Consider the following 23251-nt stretch of genomic DNA (forward strand, 5'->3'; position numbering starts at 1 on the left):
AGGTCGTCAGGATAGCTTTGCAGTCACGGGCTGCGATGCGTCGCGCCGCCCCGTTGCGACGCGTAACGCGAACGCGACCAGCACGACGACGGGCAGCCAGCACAGAAACACGCCCGGCAACCCGACGACCGGTACGAGCGCGCTGCCGGCCAGCGGGCCGCAGAACGCGCCCGTCATCGACGCGAGGTTGTAGAGGCTCGACACCTGGCTCTTGTCGGCCGGGTGACGACCGAGACGCTGCATGTTGGCGAGATGCAGCAGCGACGAACCGGCGCACAGCGCGGCAAGTCCCGCGCCGACGAGCCATACGTCATGCGCAAGACCCAGCGCGAGCAACCCGGTCACGCCGCCGGCAAGACTGAGCGCCTGGCAACGGCGCGCCGTCATCCGCTGCGCGACATGCCCGAGCCCGAACAGCGCGATCACCGCGACGACGCCTTGCAGCGTCAGCAGCGCGACGGCCTTCGTCTGCGACAACCCGAGCGACTGGATCGCCAGCACCACCGTATAGGCAGCGGCGAGCGAACGCGTCGCGCTGTTCACGGCTTCCAGCACGAGCTGTTCGCGCACGTCGTGACTCCATGCGAGCGCCAGCAACGCGCGCAGGCCGCCGGTTTCGGGTTGCGCACTGCGCGGCGCACGCTCCGCGTCGCCGAGCAGCGTCCGGCTGAACAGCGCCATGCCCGCGAAGCTTGCCGATGCCGCGCAGAACGTCGCGACCGCGCCATGCGCGCCGATCAGCCAGCTCGCGAGCCACGGCCCGACCATGCCGGACCCGACCGACATCGCCGCGCGGTACCAGCCGGCGCGCGCGAGGCCGATCTGCGCGAGACGCGCGAGGAACACGCCGTTGATCGACACGATCCGGAACGGAATGCACAGCCCGATCAACACTTGCGTGAGCGCGATCGGCGGCCATGCGCCGGTAAACGGCACGACGAGATTGAGCAGCATCGGGCCCATGCTCGCGACGAAGTACACGCGCCGCGCGCCGTAGCGCGCGACGAGCAACCCGGCCGGCAGCGTCATCAACGCGATGCCGAGCGGCTCCATCGCCGCGATGATGCCGAGCCGGGCGCTGTCGACGCCGAGCGCGAGCGCGTACAGCGTCGTCGCGAGTTGCGCCATGCTGATCGTCGTCCCGCTCGCGAGCGCCAGTAGCATGAAGCCGCCGGTGAAGCGCTCGCGCCGCCAGGCGTCGGCGACGCGTGCCGGCGCGCTCACCGCGCGGCGTCGCGAGACAGCGTCGCGATGCCGTCGAGTGCGCGCCGGTCGATCCACCCGCGCACGTCGAAGTCGGCCGGCAAGAATCGCCAGTCGACGAGGAAGCGCTTGAAATCGTCGAGCGCGGCGATCGACGCTTCGTCGAGGTCCGTGCGCAGCCGCCGGTGCACGTCCGCGCCGTACGCGAGCCGCAGCCAGTCATGGCCCGATCCCGTCTCGCGGCCGAGATAGCCGAGCACTTCCTGCTCGTGCTCGCGCGCCCAGCCTTCGACATCGGTCACGCGCGCGAGGAAGCGGCAGACGATGTCGGGATGCCGTTCGAGCGTCGACGCATTGACGGTCAGCGGCCGCGGCGACCCGTTGTTGATGCGGATCTGCGGATCGGGATGAAAGCCGATGTCGATCACCGGCTGCGCGCCGATCAGGTGCGCGGTTTCGAGCCCGAGCGATCCCTTCACGTAGATCGCGTCGACCTCGCCCCGCACGAGCGCGGCCGCTTCGGCCGCATAGAGCCGGCGGCTCGACAGGCTCGCGGGATGGCTGAATGCCGCGTCGCGCGTCGCTGGCGTCGACACCGGTGCGCGCAGGTTCGACGCGGGCACGTCGATCCATTCGACGTCGGCGGGACCGAGCCCGTCGAGCGACAGCGCGCTGACGAAGCCACGCAGCGCCGCCGCGCGGAAGATGTCGATGCGCTCGGCGTCGCGGCGCGGCAGGCCGACGCGGCGCCCGCGCAGGTCCTTCGGCCGCGTCAGGCCACTTTCCGGCAGCGCGACGATCGCCTGCGCCTCGTCAACCCAGGTCAGTGCGACCACGCGCGTATCGGCGCCGGCCGCGCGCGCCCACAGCGCGGGAATGCTGCCGCCCTGCCGGAATGCGTTGTCGAGCGAATGATCGACATGTGCGTGATGCAGCGTCGCGTGCTGGCTCTCCTGCAGCGCGCGCACGGTGATGCCGTCGCCGGCGAATTCGCTGTCGAGCCAGCCGAGATGCGCGGCGATGCCGAGCGGTGTCGGCACCGGGCAGCGGGTGTACCAGATCGACTGGACGTTAGGGGAAGCCGTGATGCTCATGGATGCGTTCGGAAAAAGAGTCGTCAGCCGCGCATCAGCCGCGCGGCGCGGTGAGCACCGACAGCCGCGTGATGCCCGCATGCTCGATCGCGGCCATCAGCTTCGCGACCGTGCCGTACGGCACGTGCTCGTCGGCCTGCAGGTCGAGCGCGACGTCGGGCCGGCCGGCCTTCAGCGCGGCCAGCTCGGCCGGCACCGCGGCGAGTGCGACCACGCGCTTGTCGAGATACACGACGCCCTTGTCGTCGACGCTCACGGTGACGTTCGGCTTGCGATCGGCCGGCGCCGTGGCGACCGTGTTCGGCAGATTCACGTGCACCGCGTTGTTGAGCAGCGGCGCCGTGACGATGAAGGCGACGAGCAACACGAGCATCACGTCGACGAGCGGCGTGATGTTGATTTCGCTGAGCACGTCGTCGTTGTCGGAGGAAGAAGAGAAAGCCATTATGCGAACGCCTCCTGACGGGTGTCGCCGGCACGGCGCGCCGGCGCGGGCGCGACGGCCGCGGCCGGCACGCGGAAGCCGGCCCTCTGCGCGAGCGTGACGAAATCGGTGGCGAACGCATCGAGATCGGCCGACGCGGCCTTCACGCGGCGCACGAAGAAGTTGTACGCGAGCACGGCCGGCACCGCGACCGCGATGCCGATCCCGGTCGCGACGAGCGCCTCGCCGATTGGCCCGGCCACGACGTCGATGCTCGCCGACGCGCTGTGCGTGATCGCGGTCAACGCGTGGATGATGCCGAACACGGTGCCGAACAGGCCGACGAACGGCGCGGTGCTGCCGATCGACGCGAGCACCGCCAGCCCCGCCTCTTCGCGCCGGCGCGCGTTGTGGATCTGCTGCCGCAGATGCCGTTCGAGCAGGTCGTGGCGGCTCCAGCTGTGTTCGAGATCGTGCGCGTTGCTCTCGTCGGCGCGTCGCAGCGCGTCGAAGCCCGTCGCGGCGAGTTCGCCCACCGGGCTGTTCGCGCCGTCGAGCGCGGCGGCCTCGTGAAAGCTGTTCGCGGCCCAGAACGCGCTGACGTAACGCCGGTTGCGCACGCTCGCCCGCAGGCTCTGGATCGCCTTCACGACGATCAGCGTCCACGTGACGACGGAAAAGACGACGAGCAGCCAGAGCGCGCCCTGGACGATGAAGGTGGTCGGGATACCGTTCATGATGTGAGTTCCTTGAAAAATGTGGCGGGCCGCCCGGCGGGTCAGCCCAGCTTGAAATCGATCGGCACGTTGACCCAGCCGTCGACCGCTTCGTCGCCGCGCTTCGCGGGCACGAACGTCCAGCGCTTCACCGCGGCCACCGCCGCGGTGTCGAGCATGCGGCGGCCGCTGCTCGTGCGGACCTCGACGGAATCGGGCGAGCCGTTCGCGAGCACGTGCACGCGCAGCACGACGCGCCCTTCCCAGCCCTGGTCCTGCGCGAACGCCGGATAGTCGGGCGCCGGGTTGCGCAGGTAGGCCGCGTCGCCGATCGGTGCGGTTTCACGCACGGGTGCGGCAGGCGCGGGAGCCGGTGCGGCTTGCGCAGCGACGGCCGGTACCGCCGTCGCGGTGACCGCCTCGCGGGTGACTTGCGGCGCGGCAGCGGGCGCAGGCGCCGGATGCACGATGGCCGCACGCGGCGTCGGCGTCGGCGTCGGCGCCTGCTTCAGCGGCTTCGGCGGCACCACCGGTGGCGGTGGATGCGCGGCCTGCGGCAACGGTTCGGGCGGCCGCGTCAGCTCGACCGTCATCGGCAGCGGCCGCGGCGGCTGCACGGGCGGCGCGGCCGGCGCGCGCGCGGCCAGCAGCGCGACACCCGCATGCAGTGCCGCGACTGCAAGCGCGATCGCACCCGTGACGCGCCACGCGCCCGGCTTCGCCGCTCGCGGATCCGGCCGTGCCGAAGGCGAAGGCGAAGCGGACGGCGGACGCGCCACTGCCACCGCCCTGCCCGCCACCCCGCTCGCACCTGCGCGCGGCGCAGCACGCGCCGCATGCCGGCGTGCCGGCGGCACGCCGTATTCGATCGTCAGACCTGTCATGCTCGACTCCTTGCAATGACGCGCCGCGGCGCGCTACGCGACCCACGCATGGCGTTGCCGGTCGATGTGCGTGAACGGCGCCGGGTCGATCCACGCGCGCGCATCGAAATCCTGTTCGAGAAAGCCCCATTCGACGAGGAAGTCCTTGAACGCGACCAGCCCGTCGATCGACGTTTGCGCGAGCCCCGTCTCCAGATGGCGATGCACGTCCGCGCCGTACGCATAGCGCACCCACTCGTCGGATGCGCGCGTCTCGCGGCCGATATAGGCGACCGTCTCCGCCGGATGGCGCGCGGCCCAATCGCCCGCCCCCACCACGACCGACAGGAAGCGGCTCACGAGATCGGGGCGCGCGTCGATCAGCGCGCGGTCGACGGTCAGCGTGCGCGGCGTGCCGTTGCCGATCCGCACCAGCGGATCGGGGTGCGCACCGAGATCGATGACGACCTGCGCGTCGATCAGATGCACGGTTTCGAGCCCCTCGACGCCTTTCACGAACACCGCATCGACCTCGCCGCGCACGAGCGCCGCGATCTCGAGCCCGTACTCGTGCGGGCCGCGCGTGAACGAAGCGGGCCCCGTGCGACGTTCGCGTTCGTCGGGCAGGTCGACCCATTCGGCGTCGCCGTGCCCGAGCCCTTCCAGTTCGAGCGCGCTCAGGAAGCCTTTCAGCGCGGCCGCCCGCCAGAAGTCGATGCTGATCGGATGGCGCGGCAACCCGAGCCGCCGGCCGCGCAGATCGCGCACCGAGCGGATGCCGCGCTCGGGCAACGTGACGATCGCCTGGAATTCGTTGGTCCACGACAGGCCGATCACGCGCGTATCGGCGCCGCGTGCTCGCGCCCACAGCGCGGGAATGTTGCCGCCCTGCCGGAACGAGTGCGGCAGGCTGTGATCGAAATGCGATTCGCGCTTGCCGGCATCGGCCGTCTCCTGCAGCGAATTCAGCGTGATGCCGTCCGGCCCGAACTCCTCATCGAACCAGCCGCGATGCACGGCGATGCCGAGCGCGGTCGGCACCGGGCAACGCGTGTACCAGAGTGCGTCGCAGGCCGTGGCCTGCGCAGCGAGTGTCGTCATGGTGAATGTCCTTGTCGATGGGGTTGGAAGGCGCGGGAATGCCGTTGCGGTCATGCGCCGGCCACACGCAGCGCCGCCTGCGTGGCGCGCGCGTTTCGCGCGCCGTCGACGAGCGGCAGCACTTCCTCGCCTACGCGGTACGCCTCCTCGAGATGCGGGTTGCTCGCCAGAATGAACGTCGAGACGCCGATGTCGACGTATTCCGCGAGCCGCTCGGCCACCTGCTCGTGGCTGCCGACGATCACGCAGCCGGGGCCGCCGCGAATCTGCGACATCCCGGCCCACAGGTTCGGGCCGACGATCAGGTCGTCGAAGTGCTGCGTGTTGCCCTGGTGCAGCGCGAACTGGCGTTTCGCGCCGACCGATTCCGACGACTCGCCGCGCCCGCCGAAGCCGTTGCGCGTCGCGTCGCCCACGGTCGCGAACATCTGCCGCAACTCGGCCCACGCCTGCTCCTCGGTGTCGCGCGCGAGGATGTCGATGCGCATGCCGAAGCGCAGGTCGCGCTCGGCGTGCTGGCGATCGAGCGCGCGGCGTGCCGCATCGATCACCTCCTTCTGTTTCGCGAGCGGCTCGCCCCAGTTCAGGTGCACGTCGCCATGCTTCGCGGCGACCGCGAGCGCGGCGTCGCTCGCGCCGGCCAGGTAGATGCGCGGCGGCTTCTGGCCGCTCAGCGGCGGCAGCAGGCCACCGGCTTCGACGCGGTAGAAGCGGCCGTCGAACGTGAACGGCTCGCCGGCCGCGACGCCCTTCACGACATCGAGGAATTCGTCGGTCCGCGCATAGCGGCTGTCGTGATCGATGAAATCGCCGTATGCCCGCTGATCGGGGCCGCCGCCGCCGGTGACGACGTTCCACTCCACGCGGCCGCGGCTGATCCGCTGCAGGCTCGCGGCCATCTGCGCCGCATAGACCGGATGCACGAAATGCGGCTGCAACGCGATCAGGAGCCGCAGCCGGCGCGTCTCGCGCGCCAGCGCGGCCGCCACGACCCACGGCTCCTCGGTGAAGCGGAAGATCGGAATCAGCGCGCCGTGGAAGCCGGCGATATCGGCCGCGCGCGCGACCTGCGACAGATAGTCGATGTAGCCGAAATCGTCGTCGTCGACTTTCGGCGCGACGCGCGATGCGCGCTGGCGATTCCATTCGCCGCGCGTATGCAGGTCGTGTGCGCGCCGGCCGTCACCATGCATCGGCAGGCGCCACAGAAATTCAACAGCCATCGGAGTTCTCCTGGTCGGGCCATTCGGATTGCGTGCGGCATCGGCGTGCCGCGCGTGTGCTGCGCTGTAAAGCACGCGGTGTGCCAACGTGCTCGCCACTGCGCGTGCCGGCCCGTCGATGAATGTGCACAACGCCTTGTCGGTCGGGCATCAGCGGGAATCGCTCAGCGCTCACCGGTTGTTCGCGGACACGGCAAAACACGCCCGCACCGCGCTGCTGCACCAACCCCACCGCTGCTGCGCGCGCAACAGCGGCCGACGCGACTGTTGCTGGCGCAACAGGCCATGCATCGGCACGCGCATCGCCCCTCCCGCGCGACGCCCGCGCCGCGTGCGGCCGCGCCGTTTCCGTTCACTGGCCCGGAACTTGCAACGTTGACCGGCCCGCGCGTGCGACACCGACACCGTGCGCGACCGGGTTTCATCCATGCTTACGCAGAGAGGGAATCTCACCCATGACAGACAGGCCCGATTCGTCATCGGACAAGCAGCAGACGTTCTGGTACGCCCGATCGCCCGTGCCGACCCCGCTCGGCATCGCCGTGCATCTCGGCTGGCTCAACGGCGAGACGTCGGCCGACGGCGTCGCGATCCGCTCGCCGCGCGGCGCCACGCGGCACGACGTGTCGTCGATCAGCGATCACACGCTCGCGCAGTCGTTTCGCCAGGGCGGCAGCATCCCCGCGATGTGGGCGCGCTCGAACGGCGCGAACACGCGCGTGATCGGGCTGTCGTGGGTCGACGAATCACAGTTGATCCTCGCGCGGCCCGAGTCGGGCATCCGCTCGGTGAAGGCATTGCGTGGGCGCCGCATCGCGATTCCGAGCCGCCCCGACGACCGCATCGACATCTTTCGCGCGTCGGCGCTGCGCGGCTTCGTCAACGCGCTGAGCCTCGACGGGCTGACCACGCGCGACGTCGAACGCGTCGATGTGCACGCGCGCACGCTGCAGGCCGTCGGGCCGGCGCGCGCGGCGGACCTGTTCGTGTCGCCGCACGGCTTTTCGAGCCGCGCGCTGTACGCGGCCGAAGCCGGTGCGCTGCTGCGCGGCGAGGTCGACGCGATCTACGTGAAGGGTTCGACCGGCCTCGAGATCGCGCAGCTGATCGGCGCGCACGTCGTGATCGACATCGGCTTTCATCCGGAGCGCTCGATCCGCAACAACAACGGCACGCCGCGCCCGCTGACCGTCAACGCGGACGTGCTCGCGAACCATCCGGACATCGTCGCCGGCTTCCTGAAGCTCGTGGTCGCAGCCGGCGACTGGGCCGGCACGCATCCCGACGAAACCGCGCACTACGTGGCCGGCGAAACCGCATCGTCGATCGACTGGGTGCGCGCCGCGTACGGCAACCAGCTGCACCGGCATCTCGGCGTCAACCTCGACGACGAATCGGTCGCCGCGCTCGACGACTTCAAGACCTTCCTGCACGACCACGGCTTTCTGGAAGCCGACTTCGACGTCGCCGACTGGATTGACCCGCGTCCGCTCGCCGACGTGCTGCGGCCGTCGCTGCAGAAGCGCGCGTGAGCCCCTTTTCCGCCCACTGTTCCGGACCACCATGAAACACACGCTCTCCCTCACGTCGCTGCGCCGCCCGCTGCGCGCGCTGTTCGCCGCGCTGCCGTTCGCCGCGGCATCGCTCGCCGCACCGGCCGCGCAGGCGGACGACGCGCCCAAGGTCGTGCGGATCGCCGTCGTCGCCTATTCGAGCGGCGGCAAGACGCAATACGCGGGCGCGTCCGCGTTGATCGACGCCGACAAGTCGCTCGCGAACGCGCTCGCCGCGCGGCACGTGACGCTGCAATGGGTGCCCGTGTCGACCGCGGCGGTCGGCACGCTCGTGAACGAAGCGTTCACGAACGGCAGCATCGATTTCGCCGGCTACGGCGACCTGCCGTCGGTTGTCGTCAACGCGTCGGGCACGCACACGCGCCTGATCGTGCCGGGCGGCGTCGGCAGCAACACGTACCTCGTCGTGCCGGCCGCGTCGACCGCGAAGTCGATCGTCGACCTGAAAGGCAAGCGCATCGCGCTCAATCGCGGCCGGCCCTGGGAAGTCACGTTCAGCAAGCTGCTCGCCGAGAACGGGCTGAAGCTGTCCGACTTCAAGATCTACAACCTCGACCCGCAGGCCGGGGCGGCGGCCGTCGCGGCCGGCCGGGTCGACGGCTTCTTCACGCTGTCCGACGCGTATTCGCTCGTCGACAAGCGCGTCGGCAAGATCATCTGGTCGACCAAGACCGCGCCCGACGACTGGAAGATGCGCGCGGAACTGTGGGCGTCCGACGATTTCGTCCGGCGCTATCCCGACATCACGCAGCTCGTCGCGACCGCCTACGTGCGCGCGGCGCACTGGATCTCGCAGCCGCAGAACCGCGACGCGTACGTAAAGATCCTGAGCGCGTCCGGCCAGCCGGAAAGCATCGTGCGCCGCGAATACGCGGATGAGGCGACCCCGTGGAAGGAGCAATGGACGCCGCTCTTCACGCCCGCGCTGACCGGCCACTACCGCGACGTCATCGCGTACAGCCGCCAGGCCGGCCTGACGTCCACGCCGGTCGACGTGAATGCGCTGCTCGCGCCGACGTTCGTCGCAACCGCGCTCAAGCAGCTCGGGCTCGACGGCTACTGGCGCGCGGACGCCGCGCGCGTCGCGAGCCGCTGATGCCGATGCATGCCCTCGCGTCGAACGGCACACGCGCGCTCCGCCTGCCCGGCATGGCACGGCTCGGCGGGCTCGCGCTGTGGTGGGCCACGCCCGTCGCGTTCGTCGCGCTGTGGTGGCTCGCGAGCGCGCAGCGCTGGTTCCCGCCTCAGCTCCTCGTGCCGCCCGACCGGCTCGCGGCAACGCTGCGCACGCTGCTCGACACCGGCGAACTGCGCGACAACCTGCTGATCACGCTGCATCGCCTCGCGCTCGGCTTCGCGATCGGCGCGACCGGCGGTGCCGCATTCGGCATCCTGCTTGCGCGCAGCCGGCTGTTCGCCGACTACCTGCGGCCGACGTTCGACCTGCTGCGGCAAGTGCCGACGCTCACGCTGATTCCGCTGCTGATCCTGCTGATCGGCGTCGACGAACCGCTGAAGCTCGTCGTCGTCGGCAAGGCCGTGTTCTTTCCGGTCGCGCTGGCCGCGTACACGGGCGTGCACGACGCGCCGCGCGATCTCGTCGAGATGGCGCGGCACTACGGGCTCGGCCGCTTCGCGCTGCTGCGCGACGTGCTGCTGCCCGCCGCGTTGCCACCGCTGCTGACCGGCGTGCGGATCGCGCTCGCGCGCGCGTGGCTTGCGCTCGTCGCGGTCGAGCTGCTCAGCGCCGACAGCGGGATCGGCCAGATGATGGAACTGGCGCGGCAGATGCTGCGCCTCGACGTCGTGCTCATCGACGTCGCGGTGATCGGGCTGATCGGCTTCGCGATCGACCGGTCGATCGCGCTCGTGCAACGTTACGCATTGCGCTGGCAGACACCCACTCGCTGAACGAACAGGTTTCCGAATGACCCTCGCCCTACCCGCCTTCCCGTTCGCCGCGCTGCGCCGTCGTGCGCGCGGCCTCGTCGTGCCGGCTCTGCTGGTCGCCGCATGGCAATACGCGTCGTCCGGCGATGCGGCCCATCAATATGCGTTCGTGCCGTTGCAGCAGGTGTGCGCCGCGCTCGTCGAACTCGCACGCAGCGGCGAACTCGCGACCGATCTCGGCGCGAGCCTGCGCCGCACGACCCTCGGCCTGGCGGCCGGCGTCGCGTTCGGGCTCGTGTTCGGTGCGGCGATGGCGCGCTCGACGCTCGCGCGCAAGCTCGGCGAACCGGCGTTCCAGGCGCTACGCTACGTGCCGCTGCTCGGGCTGATTCCGCTGCTGAGCCTGTGGGCCGGCACCGGCGAATTCGCGAAGGTGTTCATCATCGCGCTCGCCGCGTTCTACCCGATGACCACCGCCAGCTTCGACGGGCTGCGCCGCGTCGACCCGCGCTATGTCGAACTCGCGCAGTCGTATCGCCTGACACGCATCGGCCTGTGGCGCGACGTGTTGATTCCGGGCGCGCTGCCCGACCTGTTCGCGGGCGTGTTGCAGGCCGTGCCGTTTGCGTGGATCACCGCGACCAGTAGCGAGCTGCTGTTCAACGCGGGTGCGGGGGTCGGCAGCCTGATGCAGAACGCGCAGGCCGGCGCGCGTGCCGACGTGTTGCTGGTCTGCGTGCTGGGGGTGACGGCGCTCGCCGTCGGCATGAGTGCGCTATGCGAGCGAATCGCGCAGCGCGCGCTGCGCTGGCGCGATCACGCCTGACGGCGCAGCCGCGCGTCGGCGTCGCCCGCGTCGCGCGGCTTCAGGATGCCGAGCTGCGCGAGCCGCGCGCGCACGATGTTGCGCGACTGGTCGAGCAGGCGCGACATGCGCAGCTGGTTGTGGTCGCTGTAGTCGAACACGCTGCGATAGACGGTGTCTTCAATGTGCTGCCACAGTGCCGGCGTGCCGAGATCCAGCAGTTCGATCACCGCGTGGCGCAGCGCATCGGTGGCCTCGGCCACGTCGCGCGCCCGGCGCGGCGGGGCCGCCGCCGCGGTGCGCGGGTCGCCGGCATCGGGCGCGAGCGACAGCGCGGAGAACTGCAGGTCGCTCACGTCGATCGCACCGCCCGCGCAGATCAGCACCGCGTGGTGGATCACGTTCTCGAGTTCGCGGATGTTGCCGGGCCACGCGTGCGCATGCAGCCGGGCGCGTGCGGTATCGGTCAGCGTCGGCGCGGCCACGCGCAGCCGCTTCGCATAGGTGTCGATGAAGTGCTCGATCAACGGCGCGATGTCGCCGGGCCGCTCGCGCAACGGCAGCAGGCTCAGCTTCACGACGTTGAGGCGGTAGTAAAGATCCTCGCGGAAATTGCCCGCGCGCACCGCGGCTTCGAGATTCACGTTGGTGGCCGCGACGAGCCGCACGTCGATCTTCACGGTCTTGCGCGAGCCGACCGGCGTCACTTCGCGCTCCTGCAGCACACGCAGCAGCTTCACCTGCGCGGACAGCGGCAGGTCGCCCACCTCGTCGAGAAACAGCGTGCCGCGGTTCGCGGATTCGAACCAGCCGGGCTGGCTGTTGATCGCGCCGGTGAACGCGCCGCGCTCGTGGCCGAACAGTTCGCTTTCGATCAGCGTCTCGGAGAACGCGCCGCAGTTGACCGCGACGAACGGGCCTTCGTGACGCTCGCTCAGCGAATGCACGAGGCGCGCGATCAGCTCCTTGCCGGTGCCGCTCTCGCCGGTGACGAGCACGGTCGCGTCGCTGGGCGCGACGAGCTGGATGCGCTCGAGCAGCACCCGCGATTTGGGATCGTCGAACGTCAGCGCCTTCGCACGAATCGTGATCGCGTGCGAAGTCGGGTCCGGCAAGCTGAAGATGGCCATGGCACGACCGGCGTGTTGAACGGGGAAGGTTCGACGATAGCAAGGTGCGCGCCGGCCACGAACCAATTCATCGAGCTATCGGTATGACGGCGGCCGGATTGCGCCGGCCGCCGCGCGGCGTCACGCGAGGCCGGTCATCTTCCATTGCTGCTCGAGCGCACCCGGCCCGAATTCGAGCGAGCCGCCGAGCGGTTCCGCAAGCGCCTGGAAATACGCAGCCTCCTCGAGGATCAGGATGTACTTCGAAACATCGAGGATCGATTTGCCCCAGAACGTCGCGCCGCCATTTGCCTCGATGATCGCCGGCACCTCCGGGTCGCGGCGGATCGTGTCGACGATGAAGCGCGGCTCGCCGGGACGACGATCGACGTACACCGGAATCTCGCGGGCGCGTGTGTAGCGCGCGGCCGGCGCATAGCGGATCGGCAGCGGGCGATGCGCGCTCGCCCAGGCGCCGAGGTACGGGCCGTGCACGTGGATCACGACGCCGACTTCCGGCGCCTCGCGGAACACGTCCGCATAGCGCGGCCCGTTGCCGCCCGCGCGCGCGTCGCCGTGCAGCACGTCGCCGTCGAACGTCACGACGACGGGCTGAATCTCCTGCGACGCGGCCCACGGGCTCGGCGCCGACAGCGCGACGATGAGTTCGGTGCCCGGCACACGCTGGAACGCCTGGAACGTGTTGGTCGCGGACAGCGTGCGCGTGTCCTTCAGCACGCGCTCGGCCTGCGTGAATTCGCGCGTGGCGCGCTCGACGAATGCCACGAGTTCGCCGCTGTCGAGGGTTGAGGTGACGGACATGAGGACGGTTTCCTTGATTGGGTGGACGGATGAGCTCGCATCGCGATGTCGTGACACCGCGACGCACGGCCACCGGATCAGCAGCAATCGTGCCAGCCGGGCATGCACGCGTCGAAGGCCCGCGCCACGGTGCGCGTGCGCCTGGCACGACGCGCGCCGTGCGACTCACGCGAGCGCCTCTGTTGCGGGAGCAACAGCCTGCCGGCCCGGATTGCTGCGCGACGCGCAGCCGCCGACAGCGTGTGCGGCACACCGTACGACGCAGCGGCCCGTCGTACCTCGCGCCACGTGCCCAACGGCTGCGCTGGTTCGAAACTTGCGTCGTGGTCGGCCCGCGCCGCGCGCTGTCCGGCGCGTCCGATCCGACTTCACCGACACCCATCCGACCATGACGCTCCTCCCCCTGCGCGGCAACACCGCGCGCACGCTGCTGGCTTCGGCGCTCGCCGTATCGTCTCTCCTCTCGCAGGCGGCTTCGCCCGGCCGCGTTCCCGTGCCCGATCCGTTGCAGGGCGACGGCCGCGTGTCCGCGTTCTACACGTGGGACCGCGACATTCCGGCGACGCCCGGCGTGCTGCTGCGTTCCGAGCCGCTTCCAGCGACGCTCGGGCTCGCGAGCGCCGGCCGCCAGCTGCGCATCCTCTATGCATCGACCGACGGCGTCGGCGGCCGCACGCCGATCGCCGTGTCGGGTGCGCTGTTCGTGCCGCGCGGCACGCCGCCCGCGGGCGGCTGGCCGATCGTCGCGTGGGCGCACGGCACGTTCGGGATGGCCGACATCTGCGCGCCGTCGTGGTTCGGCCGCTCGTATCGCGACGTGCGCTACCTGAACACGTGGCTTCAGCAAGGGTTCGCGGTCGTCGCGACCGACTACCAGGGGCTCGGCACGCCCGGCCCGAATCCGCAGCTCAACAACCGCTCGAACAGCTATACGCTGCTCGACAGCGTGCGCGCAGTGCTCGGCGGCGTGCGGGGCCTCGCGAACGAGGTCGTGCTCGTCGGCCAGTCGCAAGGCGGCTCGGCCGTGTTCGCGGCGGCCGGCTACGCCCCCGCCTATGCGCCCGAACTCGCGATCCGCGCAACGGTTGCCACCGGCACGATCTACAACGCGTCGCCCGCCACGCTCGCGTCGCTGCCGAAGTTTGAAAGCGCGTACCGGCGCGATCCCGAACGCGTCGATCCGACACTCGCGTACCAGTTCTACTCGGTGCTCTCCGCGCAGCAGATCGACCCGTCGCTGCGCGCGGACGAGGTGCTGACCGACCACGCATTGCCGATCCTCGAACAGTCGCGCATCAGTTGCCTCGCGTCGCTCGAAGACGACGCGGCGCTCGCGCACCTCACGCATGCGAACACCGTGAAGCCCGGCGGCGATGCGCGGCTGAAGGCATGGTGGGATGAGTACCTGAAATACCCGACGCTGAAGATCGCCACGCCCGTCTTCATCGGTGCGGGCGCGGACGACGGGCTCGCACCGCTCGAACTCGCGCTCGCGAAGGATGCATGCGCGGCGGGCACGACCGTCGAGGCGCACCTGTATGCGGGCCGTGAACACAACGGCACCGTGAACGCGTCGCTCGCCGATTCGATTCCGTTCGTGAAGCGCGTGCTCGCCGGCGAAACGATCCGCCCGGTCTGCACGCCGGCCGCACAGCCGGCCGTGTCGCAATAGCAGAGGCGACGCGCTTTGCACGACGGCGCGAATGCATTTCGGAATCCGTTATTGGATCGCGACGCCGCGCATTTTTATACTCGTCAGCACTCTCTGTTAAAGAGTGCCAGCCAATTTCAACAGATCAGCACAGGACGAACCAATGAGCCTACGCCCCTTGCACGACCGCGTGATCGTGAAGCGACTCGACCAGGAAACCACCACCGCGTCGGGGATCGTGATCCCCGACAGCGCCGCGGAAAAACCCGATCAGGGTGAAGTGATCGCCGTCGGCCCCGGCCGCAAGGATGCGGACGGCCAGCGCATCGTGCCCGACCTGCAGGTCGGCGAGCGCGTGCTGTTCGGCAAGTACGCAGGCCAGGCCGTCAAGGTCGATGGCAACGAGTTTCTCGTGCTGCGCGAAGAAGACATCGTCGCGGTCGTCAACCAATAACGGAGCGCAATCATGGCAGCGAAGGAAATCATTTTCAGCGACGTCGCACGGGCCAAGCTGACGGAAGGCGTGAACATTCTCGCGAATGCGGTGAAGGTCACGCTCGGGCCGAAGGGCCGTAACGTCGTGCTCGAACGCAGCTTCGGCGCACCCGTCGTCACGAAGGACGGCGTGTCGGTCGCGAAGGAAATCGAACTCGCGGACAAGCTGCAGAACATCGGCGCACAGCTCGTGAAGGAAGTCGCATCGCGCACCAGCGATGCGGCCGGCGACGGCACCACGACGGCGACCGTGCTCGCCCAGGCGATCGTCCGCGAAGGCCAGAAATACGTCGCGGCCGGGCTCAATCCGCTCGACCTGAAGCGCGGCATCGACAAGGCCGTCGCGGCCGCCGTCGACGAGCTGAAGAAGATCAGCCGGCCGACCACCACGAGCAAGGAAATCGCGCAGGTCGCGACGATCTCCGCGAACGGCGAGGAATCGATCGGCCAGCGCATCGCGGAAGCGATCGACCGCGTCGGCAAGGAAGGCGTGATCACCGTCGAGGACGGCAAGTCGCTCGCGGACGAACTCGATGTCGTCGAGGGGCTGCAGTTCGATCGCGGCTACCTGTCGCCGTACTTCATCAACAATCCCGACAAGCAGATCGCCGAGATCGAAAGCCCGTACATCCTGCTGCACGACAAGAAGATCTCGAACATCCGCGACCTGCTGCCGGTGCTCGAACAGGTCGCGAAGTCGGGCCGGCCGCTGCTGATCATCGCCGAGGATGTCGAAGGCGAAGCGCTCGCGACGCTGGTCGTGAACAACATCCGCGGAATCCTGAAGACGGTCGCCGTGAAGGCGCCGGGCTTCGGCGACCGCCGCAAGGCACTGCTCGAGGACATCGCGATCCTCACCGGCGGGCAGGTGATCGCCGAGGAAACGGGCCTGACGCTCGAGAAAGCGACGCTCGCCGAACTCGGCCAGGCGAAGCGCATCGAGGTCGGCAAGGAAAACACGACCGTGATCGACGGCGCGGGCGATGCGAAGAACATCGAGGCGCGCGTGAAGCAGATCCGCGTGCAGATCGACGAAGCCACGTCGGACTACGACCGTGAAAAGCTGCAGGAGCGGGTCGCGAAACTCGCGGGCGGTGTCGCGGTGATCAAGGTCGGCGGCGCCACCGAGATCGAGGTGAAGGAGAAGAAGGATCGCGTCGACGACGCGCTGCACGCGACGCGTGCCGCCGTCGAGGAAGGGATTGTGCCGGGCGGCGGTGTCGCGCTGATCCGCGTGCGGCAGGCGATCCGCGAGCTTCAGGGCGTGAACGCCGACCAGAACGCGGGCATCAAGATCGTGCTGCGCGCGCTCGAGGAACCGCTGCGCCAGATCGTCACGAACGCAGGCGAGGAAGCGAGCGTCGTCGTCGCGAAGGTGGCCGAAGGCTCGGGCAACTTCGGGTACAACGCGCAGACGGGCGTATACGGCGACCTCGTCGAATCGGGCGTGCTCGATCCGACCAAGGTCACGCGCACGGCGCTGCAGAACGCGGCGTCGGTCGCGGGGCTGCTGCTGACGACCGATGCGACCGTGTTCGAAGCACCGAAGGATGCGGCGCCGACGGCGGCGCCGGGCGGGCCGGGTGCGGGTGGGCCCGGGTTCGATTTCTGATGGTGTGACGTGTGTGCCGTGTGCCGGTTCGCCGGCATGCGCGCGACCTTGCAGACTCCCCCTGCGCGTGGCGATGAAAGTCGTCACGCGCTTTTTTCATTGGATCGATGAAACCGCGCCGTGGCAGGCCGGTGGCCGCGCTCGGGTAAGATGAACGCCCGTCCCGTCGCACTGCCCTCCACGCCATGTCGACCACCCTCGCTACCTTGCTTCCGCTTGCCGGCGTCCTCTTGCTGAGCGTCGCCAGCCCCGGGCCGAACTTCGTGATCGTCACGTCGACCGCGGTCGAGTCGCGCCGCGCCGGCGTGATGACGGGCCTGGGCCTGGCCGCCGCGTCCGGCACCTGGGCGGCGATCGCGATCGCCGGGCTCAGCTTGCTCGTCACGCATGTCGCATGGGTCCACACGGCGCTGCGGCTGGCGGGCGCCGCCTACCTGATCTGGCTCGGCCTGAAGATGATCGTGACCGCGCGCAAGCCGCTGCCCGTCGCCGCGCCGGCCGCCGCGTCCGACTGGCACGCCGCGAAGAAGGGCTACGTCGTCAGCATGACGAATCCGAAATCGGTCGCGTTCTACGGGAGCATCTTCGCGCTGATGGTGCCGGCCCACGCGCCGGCCTGGCTCGATCTCGCAGTCGTCACGCTGTCGGTGGCGATCTCGGCCGCGTGGTATTGCACGATGGCGCTGCTCGCCTCGCACCCGTCGGTGCGCGGGCTGCTGGTTCGACGCAAGGCCATGCTCGATACAACGGCCGGGCTGCTGCTGATGGGCGTTGGTGGGCGGATGCTCGCCGGACGCTGATCGGCTGCGTTTCCGTTCACACAAGCGCACACGCGTCGAACCCCCACCGCTTCCCCGCCACGCTGACAGCACAATCCAGCATCTCCGGCAGTGCACGTAGCACACGGCGCGATCCCGCACGGGTCGCGCAACCTTTACGACCTTTTTACTTGCGCCCGCGCATGCGTTCACTAGAATGTGTTCGCAGTCCATCCCTCACCGAGTACGCACATGCGCATCCGAAGTCCTCGCCCTCCGAGTTGCTTTTCTGCCTGACAGGCAGGACGCCTGCGTCTCTCTTTTCCCGAGCCACCGTCCTGCCAGCAGGCGGACGGTGCGCGCCGTAGTCATTCCCGTGCACGCTTGAACACGACGTCGATGCGTTAGCCGCGCATCGCGCCATGCGAGCGTATTCGCGCGGAAATCTCCGTATCACGACGCGCCATCGATCCGCCGCCCCGGCAATGATCGATCGGCATCCCTGCATCCGGCATGTCGATCCGGCCGCATTGATTTGCATACCTGATTTAACCCACGTAAGTTTCCGATACCGGAGCCCGAACATGTTCGAGATCGACAAGCAGTACACCCGCGAATTCATCCACACCGCGTGCGGTGGCAGCAAACAGGCGTTCCTGCCGACGAAGAACGGCAAGGTCGTGGCCGCCTGCCTGCGCACGGACCTCAACCCGCACGCACCCGACGTGATCCTCTGCGACGGCAGCGCGTCCGCGCGGGCGGCCGGCAGGACTCTCGCCGCACAACGCAATGCGATTCCGGTGTTCATCCGCATGGCAACGGACGCATACCGTTTCGTCGGCCAGTACGTCGTCAGCGAATCGCTCACCGCCCCGCTCGACTGCGCGCCGTACGTGCGCAACAGCAGCTTCACGCCGGGGCAGATCTCGCGCGTGCTCAAGCTCAAGCGCTGCTGACCCGCCTGGCAGGCGCGTTGCGCGCCCTGTCCCGGTCAACTTTCATACAGGAGCAATCATGCTTGGCCTGACGTTCTGGAAACACGTGATCGGTGCGCGGACCGATGCAATCCGCGATGACAGGGCGGCTGCACACGACCGGCACCGACGGGTGTCGAGGACGCTCGTGCTGACCAGCGCCGCGGTGGCGTTCGCGGCGATCGCGTTCGGCGCGCCCGTCGTCGGCATTTCGGTCTTCCTGCTGACGACGCTGCCGTTCGTGCTGTCGGGTACCTGAAGCGATACGTGTCGGGCTCGGTTCCATCGGCGATCGATACACGATTTTAATGCCGGGCCCACGCGTATCTAACACCGTCTTTACGCGCTTTTGTCTAGGATTTCCCTGTCATCCCGACACGGAGAGATCCGCATGCAAACGCAGCAGGCCGCCGCTGGCGGCCACCCCGACCTTCCCCACCGACGCGGCGGCGCACCGTTCGCGACCCGGCTGGCCGACGCCTGCCCGCCGGACAACATCCTGCTCGACGTACCGGTCGAAAGCGCGATCCAGTTGTTCGACCTCGTCGCGCGATATATCGAGCGCAGCAGCGGTGTCGCCGCGGAACGGATCAGGACCGAACTGATCAAGCGCGAGCAACTCGGCTCGACCGGCCTCGGCCAGGGCGTCGCGATTCCGCATGCGCGTGTCGACGGGCTTCGCTCGGCCATCGCGCTGTTCGTTCGCGCGCAGTATCCGTTCACCTTCAACGCGCCGGACCGCAAGCCCGTGCGCGAATTCATCGTGCTCGTCCTCCCGAAAGAAGACGACCGCGCGCATCTCGAACTGCTCGCCGACGCGGCGCGGTGCTTCAGCGAGCGCCCGTTCCGGCAGGCATCGCGCGACGCGCAGACGCCCGACGAGATTCACCAGCTGATGCAACACACGCATTGATGCCGTATTGATGCCGCACCGTGCGGCGGCACGCACTCCCTTCATCCATCCGGATTCCCATGTTCCCAGACCCTGAAAGTCCCACTCTTACGTCCCGTCGCGTAGCCGGCCTGGCGCGCTCACTGCCGTTCATGCAGGCCCTGCACGGGCAGACCGTCGTCATCGTCGACGGCGGCGCCGCGAGCGATGCGCGCGCCCGTCAGGCGTTCGCGCAGGATGTCGCGCTGCTCGCGCTCACCGGCGTTCGACCGATCGTCGTCCAGGGTGTGCCGGCCACATCCGGCACGCAATCGATCCACGCCGTTCACGCGGCGATGGCGGGCGTCAATCATGAACTGGTGCGCCTGATCGGCAGTCACGGCGCCAAGGCGATCGGCATCGACGGTCACGACGGCGGCCTGCTCGTGGCAAGCGTGGATGCCGACCGCACCGGCACGAGCGCGGTCGCCCGCTTCGACGGCGCCGCACTGAATGCGTTTCTCGAGAACGGACTGGTACCCGTCGTGATGCCGGTCGCCCCGGACGACGCAGGCCGTGACCACCTGCTGCGCGCGGAACGGCTCGGCAGCCTCTTCGCGCAACGCACGGGCGCCGTGACGCTGGTGATGATGGTCGACAGCACGCTGCTGCGCGAACTCGGCGAGCTCGCCGGGCTGTACGGCATCACGGAACTCGAGCACTGGCTGGCCGAGCACCCGGCCGCCACCGCGGCGCCCTGTGTGCGCGAAGCGCTCGATGCGCTCGCACACGGCGTGCAGAACGTCCATCTCGCCGATATCGGGCAACCCGAATCGCTGATCGACGAACTGCTCACGGAGGAAGGATCGGGGGTCGTGTTCTGCCGTCGCGGCAACACCGACCTGCTGTCGGAAACCCGCCGCTACTTCGCGGATTCGGCCAGCGTGCTGCGCGACGGCTTCAGCGTCGAGCAGAAGCAGGTCGTGCGGTTCTGACTTTTTTAAGCGATGGAACGCTTGCGGCGACCCGCAAAGGCCGCCGCAAGCGCATGACGTCAACGCCGCGTCGCGAGACGCCGCACGACACTCACCAGCGCATCGACCTCATCGCAGGTGTTGTAGAACGCGAGCGACGGCCGCACCGTTGCCTCGAGCCCGAAACGCCGCAGGATCGGCTGTGCGCAGTGATGCCCCGAGCGCACCGCGATGCCCTCTTCGTTCAGCGCCTGCCCGACTTCCTCGGTTTCATAGCCCTTCAGCACGAACGACAGCACGCTCGCCTTGTCGCGCGCCGTGCCGACGAGCCGCACGCCCGGCACCGGCGCGAGCACGCTCGTCGCATACGCGAGCAGGTCGTGCTCGTAGCGCGCGATGTTCTCGATGCCGACCCGGCTCACGTAGTCGAGCGCAGCACCCAGCCCCACCGCATCCGCGATGTTGCCGGTGCCGGCCTCGAACCGGTTCGGCGGCGGCTGGAATACCGTGCGCTCGAACGTCACGTCCGCGATCATGTTGCCGCCACCCTGCCACGGCGGCATGTCGTCGAGGATCGCGCGCTTGCCGTACACGACGCCGATCCCGGTCGGACCGTAGATCTTGTGCCCGGAGAACACGAAGAAATCCGCATCGAGCGCCTGCACGTCCACGCGCAGGTGCGAGATCGACTGCGCGCCGTCGACGAGCGCCTTCGCCCCCGCACGATGCGCGAGATCGACGATCTCCTTCACCGGCACGACCGTGCCGAGCGCGTTCGACACCTGCGTGACGGACACGATCTTCGTGCGGTCGTTGAGCAGCTTCCGGTATTCGTCGAGCAGCACCTGCCCCGAATCGTCGACCGGAATCACGCGCAGCTTCGCGCCCTTGAGCGCGGCAAGCTGCTGCCACGGCACGATGTTCGCGTGATGCTCGAGATGCGACACGATGATCTCGTCGCCTTCGCCGACGTTCTGCACGCCCCACGTCTTCGCGATCAGGTTGATCGCCTCGGTCGTGCCGCGCACGAACACGATTTCATCAGGCGACGATGCGCCGATGAATCGCCGCACGGTGTCCCGCGCATGCTCGTACGCGTCCGTCGCGCGGCCGGCCAGTGCATGCGCGGCGCGGTGGATGTTCGAGTTCTCGTGCGCATAGAAATACGCGAGACGGTCGATCACGGCCTGTGGCTTGTGCGTCGTCGCCGCATTGTCGAACCACACGAGCTGCTTGCCGTTCACGCGTTCCTGCAGGATCGGGAAATCGCGGCGGATCGCGTTCACGTCGAACGGCGGGTGCGCGCCGCGATGCAACTGGCCTTGCGGCTCCGCGGCATGCGCATCGTCGATGAAGTAACGCGGCACGTCAGCGCCCGATGTGCGCGACACCGGCACGTCGCGATGCACGGCGAGCAGTGCGCGCAGCGCATCGTCGCCCGGCAACCCGAACGCTTCCGGCGATGCAAGGCCGTTCGACGGCACGACGATGTCCTGCGGCGTCGCCTGCCAGCCCTGCAGCGAACCGTCCGTGAAGTAGTACGGCGATGCCTTCGCCGCGCCTTCCGGTGCCGGCGCATTCACTTGCGGCACGCCGAGCGCCGCGCCGCCGACGCGCGGTTCGAGCGCAGGTGCGATCGACACGACGTTGTCGGGCAACCCGTTCTGCGCGGCCGCATGCGGCGCGAGCGCGGGTGCGCGGTTGCCGAGCGACAGCACGTGCGTCGGCGCGGACGGCGCAAGGTTCGCACCGGGCACTTTCCCTTGCGGGAGCGCGAGACCGGGCACGCCGGTGCCCGCACCGCCCGGCCCTGCGAGCGGCGAGCCGCCCGGTACCGGGTTGCTGACCGACGCGAGGATCGGCGCGGCGGCCGGCAACGCCGACGGCACGCCGCCGACCGCGCCGCTGCCTGCCGACAGCCCGGGCGCGGTGGCCTGCCCGGGCGGCGTCGCGAAGAACTCCGACGCGAGCCGCGCGAGCGTCGCCGGGTCGGGCAAGCCGGCCGGCAGCGGCGCATGCGGCAGCGCGTGCGCGTCGCCGCCGGCCAGGCCGGGATTAACGGTAGGTGTCGGGATAGTCATGGAACTTGGCGATTTCGACGTCATCGAGGACAGCCAGCGCATCCGGCGAATGGACCGCGAGCGAGCAATACAGCGAGATCAGGTACGACGCGATCGCCTGGTTGTTGATCCCCATGAAGCGCACCGACAGGCCCGGGCCCTGCTCGCCCGCGACGCCCGGCTGATAGAGGCCGACCACGCCCTGGCGCTTGTCGCCGACGCGCAGCAGCAGGATCTTGGTCTTGCCGTCGGCAACCGGCACCTTGTCCGACGGGATCAGCGGAATGCCGCGCCACGTGAGGAACTGCGAGCCGAACAGGCTGACCGTCGGCGGCGGCACACCGCGCCGCGTGCATTCGCGGCCGAACGCGGCGATCGCGAGCGGGTGCGTGAGGAAGAACGCGGGCTCCTTCCACACCTTGGTCAGCAGTTCGTCGAGATCGTCCGGCGTCGGCGCGCCCGTCAGCGGGAAGATCCGCTGCTCGTCGGTCACGTTGGCGAGCAGCCCGTAGTCGGGGTTGTTGATCAGCTGGCTTTCCTGCAGCTCCTTGATCGTCTCGATCGTCAGGCGCAGCTGTTCCTTGATCTGGTCATGAGGACTGCTGTAAAGATCGGAGATCCGCGTATGCACGTCGAGCACCGTGCTCACCGCGTTCAGGAAATACTCGCGCGGCTGTTCCTCGTACGGCACGAAGGTCTGCGGCAGCACGCTTTCGTCCTCGAGCTGCGTGCACGCGGCGCGCACGGCTTCCGGGTTCTTCACCTGGTTCAGGCGATAGATGCCGGCCTCGACCGGCACCCATTGCAGCAGGTGGGTCAGCCAGCGCGGCGTGATCGTGGAAAGCTGGGGGACGGTCTTGGTAGCGTTCGCTAGTTGGCGGGCGGCGTGATCGCTCAGCGCGGCCGTGCCGCTTGCAACGGTCGACATGTGTGGCTCCGGGTTCTTTAGATGAAAAACGGGATTGCTTATGACGCTCGGTGATTATCGGAAGCACGCACCTGCCGGCTCAACATGCTATAGCCGTCATGTCG

General features: G+C 68.9%; 23 protein-coding genes. 12 read left to right on the top strand and 11 right to left on the bottom strand.

The genetic code is table 11. From position 1 onward, the window contains the following. Positions 1-6: 6 nt before the first annotated feature. Genes BCEP18194_RS35750 through BCEP18194_RS35780 form a run of 7 tightly spaced genes read right to left on the bottom strand, consistent with a single transcriptional unit; the run spans position 7 to position 6624 of the window. The gene (locus BCEP18194_RS35750) at positions 7-1224 is read right to left on the bottom strand and encodes an MFS transporter (protein WP_041493385.1); all 1218 of its coding nucleotides are present in this window, start codon (positions 1222-1224) and stop codon (positions 7-9) included. Then, the gene (locus BCEP18194_RS35755; RefSeq protein WP_011356194.1) at positions 1221-2297 is read right to left on the bottom strand and encodes an ABC transporter substrate-binding protein; all 1077 of its coding nucleotides are present in this window, start codon (positions 2295-2297) and stop codon (positions 1221-1223) included. Before BCEP18194_RS35755 ends, BCEP18194_RS35750 begins: the two co-directional genes overlap by 4 nt. 34 nt (positions 2298-2331) lie before the next feature. Next, entirely contained in the window at positions 2332-2742 is a 411-nt protein-coding gene (locus tag BCEP18194_RS35760; RefSeq protein WP_011356195.1) for an ExbD/TolR family protein, read from the bottom strand. After that, positions 2742-3458 (bottom strand): MotA/TolQ/ExbB proton channel family protein, encoded by a 717-nt coding sequence (locus BCEP18194_RS35765; RefSeq protein ID WP_011356196.1) that lies wholly within the window; start codon positions 3456-3458, stop codon positions 2742-2744. Before BCEP18194_RS35765 ends, BCEP18194_RS35760 begins: the two co-directional genes overlap by 1 nt. A 41-nt stretch (positions 3459-3499) precedes the next feature. Beyond that, entirely contained in the window at positions 3500-4321 is an 822-nt protein-coding gene (locus BCEP18194_RS35770; protein WP_011356197.1) for an energy transducer TonB, read from the bottom strand. A 33-nt stretch (positions 4322-4354) separates the two neighbouring features. After that, the gene (locus tag BCEP18194_RS35775; RefSeq protein ID WP_011356198.1) at positions 4355-5401 is read right to left on the bottom strand and encodes an ABC transporter substrate-binding protein; all 1047 of its coding nucleotides are present in this window, start codon (positions 5399-5401) and stop codon (positions 4355-4357) included. A 50-nt stretch (positions 5402-5451) separates the two neighbouring features. Continuing rightward, the gene (locus BCEP18194_RS35780; protein ID WP_011356199.1) at positions 5452-6624 is read right to left on the bottom strand and encodes an LLM class flavin-dependent oxidoreductase; all 1173 of its coding nucleotides are present in this window, start codon (positions 6622-6624) and stop codon (positions 5452-5454) included. Between the two features lie 455 nt (positions 6625-7079). On the opposite strand from BCEP18194_RS35780, the gene BCEP18194_RS35785 reads away from it, so the two are divergent. From BCEP18194_RS35785 to BCEP18194_RS35800, 4 genes are read left to right on the top strand one after another with little or no spacing between them, the layout of a single operon-like run. Continuing rightward, positions 7080-8156 (top strand): ABC transporter substrate-binding protein, encoded by a 1077-nt coding sequence (locus BCEP18194_RS35785; RefSeq protein ID WP_011356200.1) that lies wholly within the window; start codon positions 7080-7082, stop codon positions 8154-8156. Between the two features lie 31 nt (positions 8157-8187). Beyond that, positions 8188-9294 carry a PhnD/SsuA/transferrin family substrate-binding protein gene (locus BCEP18194_RS35790; protein ID WP_011356201.1) on the top strand — a complete coding sequence of 369 codons (1107 nt, stop codon included), beginning with the start codon at positions 8188-8190 and terminating at the stop codon, positions 9292-9294. After that, complete coding sequence (locus tag BCEP18194_RS35795) at positions 9294-10109, top strand: ABC transporter permease (RefSeq protein WP_011356202.1); 816 nt, start codon at positions 9294-9296, stop codon at positions 10107-10109. Before BCEP18194_RS35790 ends, BCEP18194_RS35795 begins: the two co-directional genes overlap by 1 nt. A gap of 16 nt (positions 10110-10125) precedes the next feature. Continuing rightward, positions 10126-10914 (top strand): ABC transporter permease, encoded by a 789-nt coding sequence (locus tag BCEP18194_RS35800; protein ID WP_011356203.1) that lies wholly within the window; start codon positions 10126-10128, stop codon positions 10912-10914. Here the strand turns inward: BCEP18194_RS35800 and BCEP18194_RS35805 are convergent. Both BCEP18194_RS35805 and BCEP18194_RS35810 read right to left on the bottom strand, forming a co-directional pair. Beyond that, entirely contained in the window at positions 10905-12023 is a 1119-nt protein-coding gene (locus BCEP18194_RS35805; protein WP_011356204.1) for a sigma-54 interaction domain-containing protein, read from the bottom strand. The genes BCEP18194_RS35800 and BCEP18194_RS35805 overlap by 10 nt on opposite strands. 120 nt (positions 12024-12143) lie before the next feature. Then, the gene (locus tag BCEP18194_RS35810) at positions 12144-12824 is read right to left on the bottom strand and encodes a class II aldolase/adducin family protein (protein WP_011356205.1); all 681 of its coding nucleotides are present in this window, start codon (positions 12822-12824) and stop codon (positions 12144-12146) included. 388 nt (positions 12825-13212) lie between these two features. Between BCEP18194_RS35810 and BCEP18194_RS35815 the strand changes: the two genes are divergently transcribed. The 8 genes from BCEP18194_RS35815 to BCEP18194_RS35850 all read left to right on the top strand — a co-directional run bounded on the left by BCEP18194_RS35815 (position 13213) and on the right by BCEP18194_RS35850 (position 20180). Continuing rightward, on the top strand, positions 13213-14496 hold the full coding sequence (locus tag BCEP18194_RS35815; RefSeq protein WP_011356206.1) for an alpha/beta fold hydrolase: 1284 nt from the start codon (positions 13213-13215) through the stop codon (positions 14494-14496). 142 nt (positions 14497-14638) lie between these two features. After that, positions 14639-14929: a co-chaperone GroES gene (locus BCEP18194_RS35820; protein WP_011356207.1), complete on the top strand. Its 291-nt coding sequence runs from the start codon at positions 14639-14641 to the stop codon at positions 14927-14929. A gap of 12 nt (positions 14930-14941) precedes the next feature. Further along, positions 14942-16582: a chaperonin GroEL gene (gene groL / locus BCEP18194_RS35825; protein WP_011356208.1), complete on the top strand. Its 1641-nt coding sequence runs from the start codon at positions 14942-14944 to the stop codon at positions 16580-16582. Positions 16583-16767: 185 nt separating this feature from the next. Next, positions 16768-17382: a LysE family translocator gene (locus BCEP18194_RS35830; protein WP_011356209.1), complete on the top strand. Its 615-nt coding sequence runs from the start codon at positions 16768-16770 to the stop codon at positions 17380-17382. A 542-nt stretch (positions 17383-17924) separates the two neighbouring features. Then, a complete protein-coding gene (locus BCEP18194_RS35835; RefSeq protein WP_011356210.1) occupies positions 17925-18296 on the top strand; it encodes a DUF6697 family protein in 372 nt (123 codons plus the stop codon). Between the two features lie 58 nt (positions 18297-18354). Further along, positions 18355-18573: a hypothetical protein gene (locus BCEP18194_RS35840; protein ID WP_011356211.1), complete on the top strand. Its 219-nt coding sequence runs from the start codon at positions 18355-18357 to the stop codon at positions 18571-18573. A gap of 132 nt (positions 18574-18705) precedes the next feature. Next, a complete protein-coding gene (locus tag BCEP18194_RS35845) occupies positions 18706-19227 on the top strand; it encodes a PTS sugar transporter subunit IIA (protein WP_011356212.1) in 522 nt (173 codons plus the stop codon). Between the two features lie 59 nt (positions 19228-19286). Then, positions 19287-20180 carry an acetylglutamate kinase gene (locus tag BCEP18194_RS35850; RefSeq protein ID WP_011356213.1) on the top strand — a complete coding sequence of 298 codons (894 nt, stop codon included), beginning with the start codon at positions 19287-19289 and terminating at the stop codon, positions 20178-20180. Between the two features lie 59 nt (positions 20181-20239). Here BCEP18194_RS35850 and BCEP18194_RS35855 read toward each other — a convergent pair whose 3' ends face one another. Together BCEP18194_RS35855 and BCEP18194_RS35860 are read right to left on the bottom strand one after the other, a co-directional pair. Beyond that, the gene (locus BCEP18194_RS35855; protein WP_011356214.1) at positions 20240-22240 is read right to left on the bottom strand and encodes a family 2A encapsulin nanocompartment cargo protein cysteine desulfurase; all 2001 of its coding nucleotides are present in this window, start codon (positions 22238-22240) and stop codon (positions 20240-20242) included. Further along, the gene (locus BCEP18194_RS35860; RefSeq protein WP_006479760.1) at positions 22215-23147 is read right to left on the bottom strand and encodes a family 2A encapsulin nanocompartment shell protein; all 933 of its coding nucleotides are present in this window, start codon (positions 23145-23147) and stop codon (positions 22215-22217) included. Before BCEP18194_RS35860 ends, BCEP18194_RS35855 begins: the two co-directional genes overlap by 26 nt. Positions 23148-23251: the final 104 nt, after the last annotated feature.

This window comes from Burkholderia lata, from assembly GCF_000012945.1.
Classification (GTDB): Bacteria; Pseudomonadota; Gammaproteobacteria; order Burkholderiales; family Burkholderiaceae; genus Burkholderia; species Burkholderia lata.

What these genes read in the sequence shown, in the direction of transcription:
- BCEP18194_RS35765 (WP_011356196.1), bottom strand. Translation starts at nt 3,458, where the DNA reads ATGAACGGTATCCCGACCACCTTCATCGTCCAGGGCGCGCTCTGGCTG.
- BCEP18194_RS35840 (WP_011356211.1), top strand. Translation starts at nt 18,355, where the DNA reads ATGCTTGGCCTGACGTTCTGGAAACACGTGATCGGTGCGCGGACCGAT.
- BCEP18194_RS35755 (WP_011356194.1), bottom strand. Translation starts at nt 2,297, where the DNA reads ATGAGCATCACGGCTTCCCCTAACGTCCAGTCGATCTGGTACACCCGC.
- BCEP18194_RS35780 (WP_011356199.1), bottom strand. Translation starts at nt 6,624, where the DNA reads ATGGCTGTTGAATTTCTGTGGCGCCTGCCGATGCATGGTGACGGCCGG.
- BCEP18194_RS35770 (WP_011356197.1), bottom strand. Translation starts at nt 4,321, where the DNA reads ATGACAGGTCTGACGATCGAATACGGCGTGCCGCCGGCACGCCGGCAT.
- BCEP18194_RS35800 (WP_011356203.1), top strand. Translation starts at nt 10,126, where the DNA reads ATGACCCTCGCCCTACCCGCCTTCCCGTTCGCCGCGCTGCGCCGTCGT.
- BCEP18194_RS35835 (WP_011356210.1), top strand. Translation starts at nt 17,925, where the DNA reads ATGTTCGAGATCGACAAGCAGTACACCCGCGAATTCATCCACACCGCG.
- BCEP18194_RS35815 (WP_011356206.1), top strand. Translation starts at nt 13,213, where the DNA reads ATGACGCTCCTCCCCCTGCGCGGCAACACCGCGCGCACGCTGCTGGCT.
- BCEP18194_RS35860 (WP_006479760.1), bottom strand. Translation starts at nt 23,147, where the DNA reads ATGTCGACCGTTGCAAGCGGCACGGCCGCGCTGAGCGATCACGCCGCC.
- groL (WP_011356208.1), top strand. Translation starts at nt 14,942, where the DNA reads ATGGCAGCGAAGGAAATCATTTTCAGCGACGTCGCACGGGCCAAGCTG.
- BCEP18194_RS35785 (WP_011356200.1), top strand. Translation starts at nt 7,080, where the DNA reads ATGACAGACAGGCCCGATTCGTCATCGGACAAGCAGCAGACGTTCTGG.
- BCEP18194_RS35855 (WP_011356214.1), bottom strand. Translation starts at nt 22,240, where the DNA reads ATGACTATCCCGACACCTACCGTTAATCCCGGCCTGGCCGGCGGCGAC.
- BCEP18194_RS35820 (WP_011356207.1), top strand. Translation starts at nt 14,639, where the DNA reads ATGAGCCTACGCCCCTTGCACGACCGCGTGATCGTGAAGCGACTCGAC.
- BCEP18194_RS35810 (WP_011356205.1), bottom strand. Translation starts at nt 12,824, where the DNA reads ATGTCCGTCACCTCAACCCTCGACAGCGGCGAACTCGTGGCATTCGTC.
- BCEP18194_RS35830 (WP_011356209.1), top strand. Translation starts at nt 16,768, where the DNA reads ATGTCGACCACCCTCGCTACCTTGCTTCCGCTTGCCGGCGTCCTCTTG.
- BCEP18194_RS35845 (WP_011356212.1), top strand. Translation starts at nt 18,706, where the DNA reads ATGCAAACGCAGCAGGCCGCCGCTGGCGGCCACCCCGACCTTCCCCAC.
- BCEP18194_RS35850 (WP_011356213.1), top strand. Translation starts at nt 19,287, where the DNA reads ATGTTCCCAGACCCTGAAAGTCCCACTCTTACGTCCCGTCGCGTAGCC.
- BCEP18194_RS35775 (WP_011356198.1), bottom strand. Translation starts at nt 5,401, where the DNA reads ATGACGACACTCGCTGCGCAGGCCACGGCCTGCGACGCACTCTGGTAC.
- BCEP18194_RS35805 (WP_011356204.1), bottom strand. Translation starts at nt 12,023, where the DNA reads ATGGCCATCTTCAGCTTGCCGGACCCGACTTCGCACGCGATCACGATT.
- BCEP18194_RS35760 (WP_011356195.1), bottom strand. Translation starts at nt 2,742, where the DNA reads ATGGCTTTCTCTTCTTCCTCCGACAACGACGACGTGCTCAGCGAAATC.
- BCEP18194_RS35790 (WP_011356201.1), top strand. Translation starts at nt 8,188, where the DNA reads ATGAAACACACGCTCTCCCTCACGTCGCTGCGCCGCCCGCTGCGCGCG.
- BCEP18194_RS35795 (WP_011356202.1), top strand. Translation starts at nt 9,294, where the DNA reads ATGCCGATGCATGCCCTCGCGTCGAACGGCACACGCGCGCTCCGCCTG.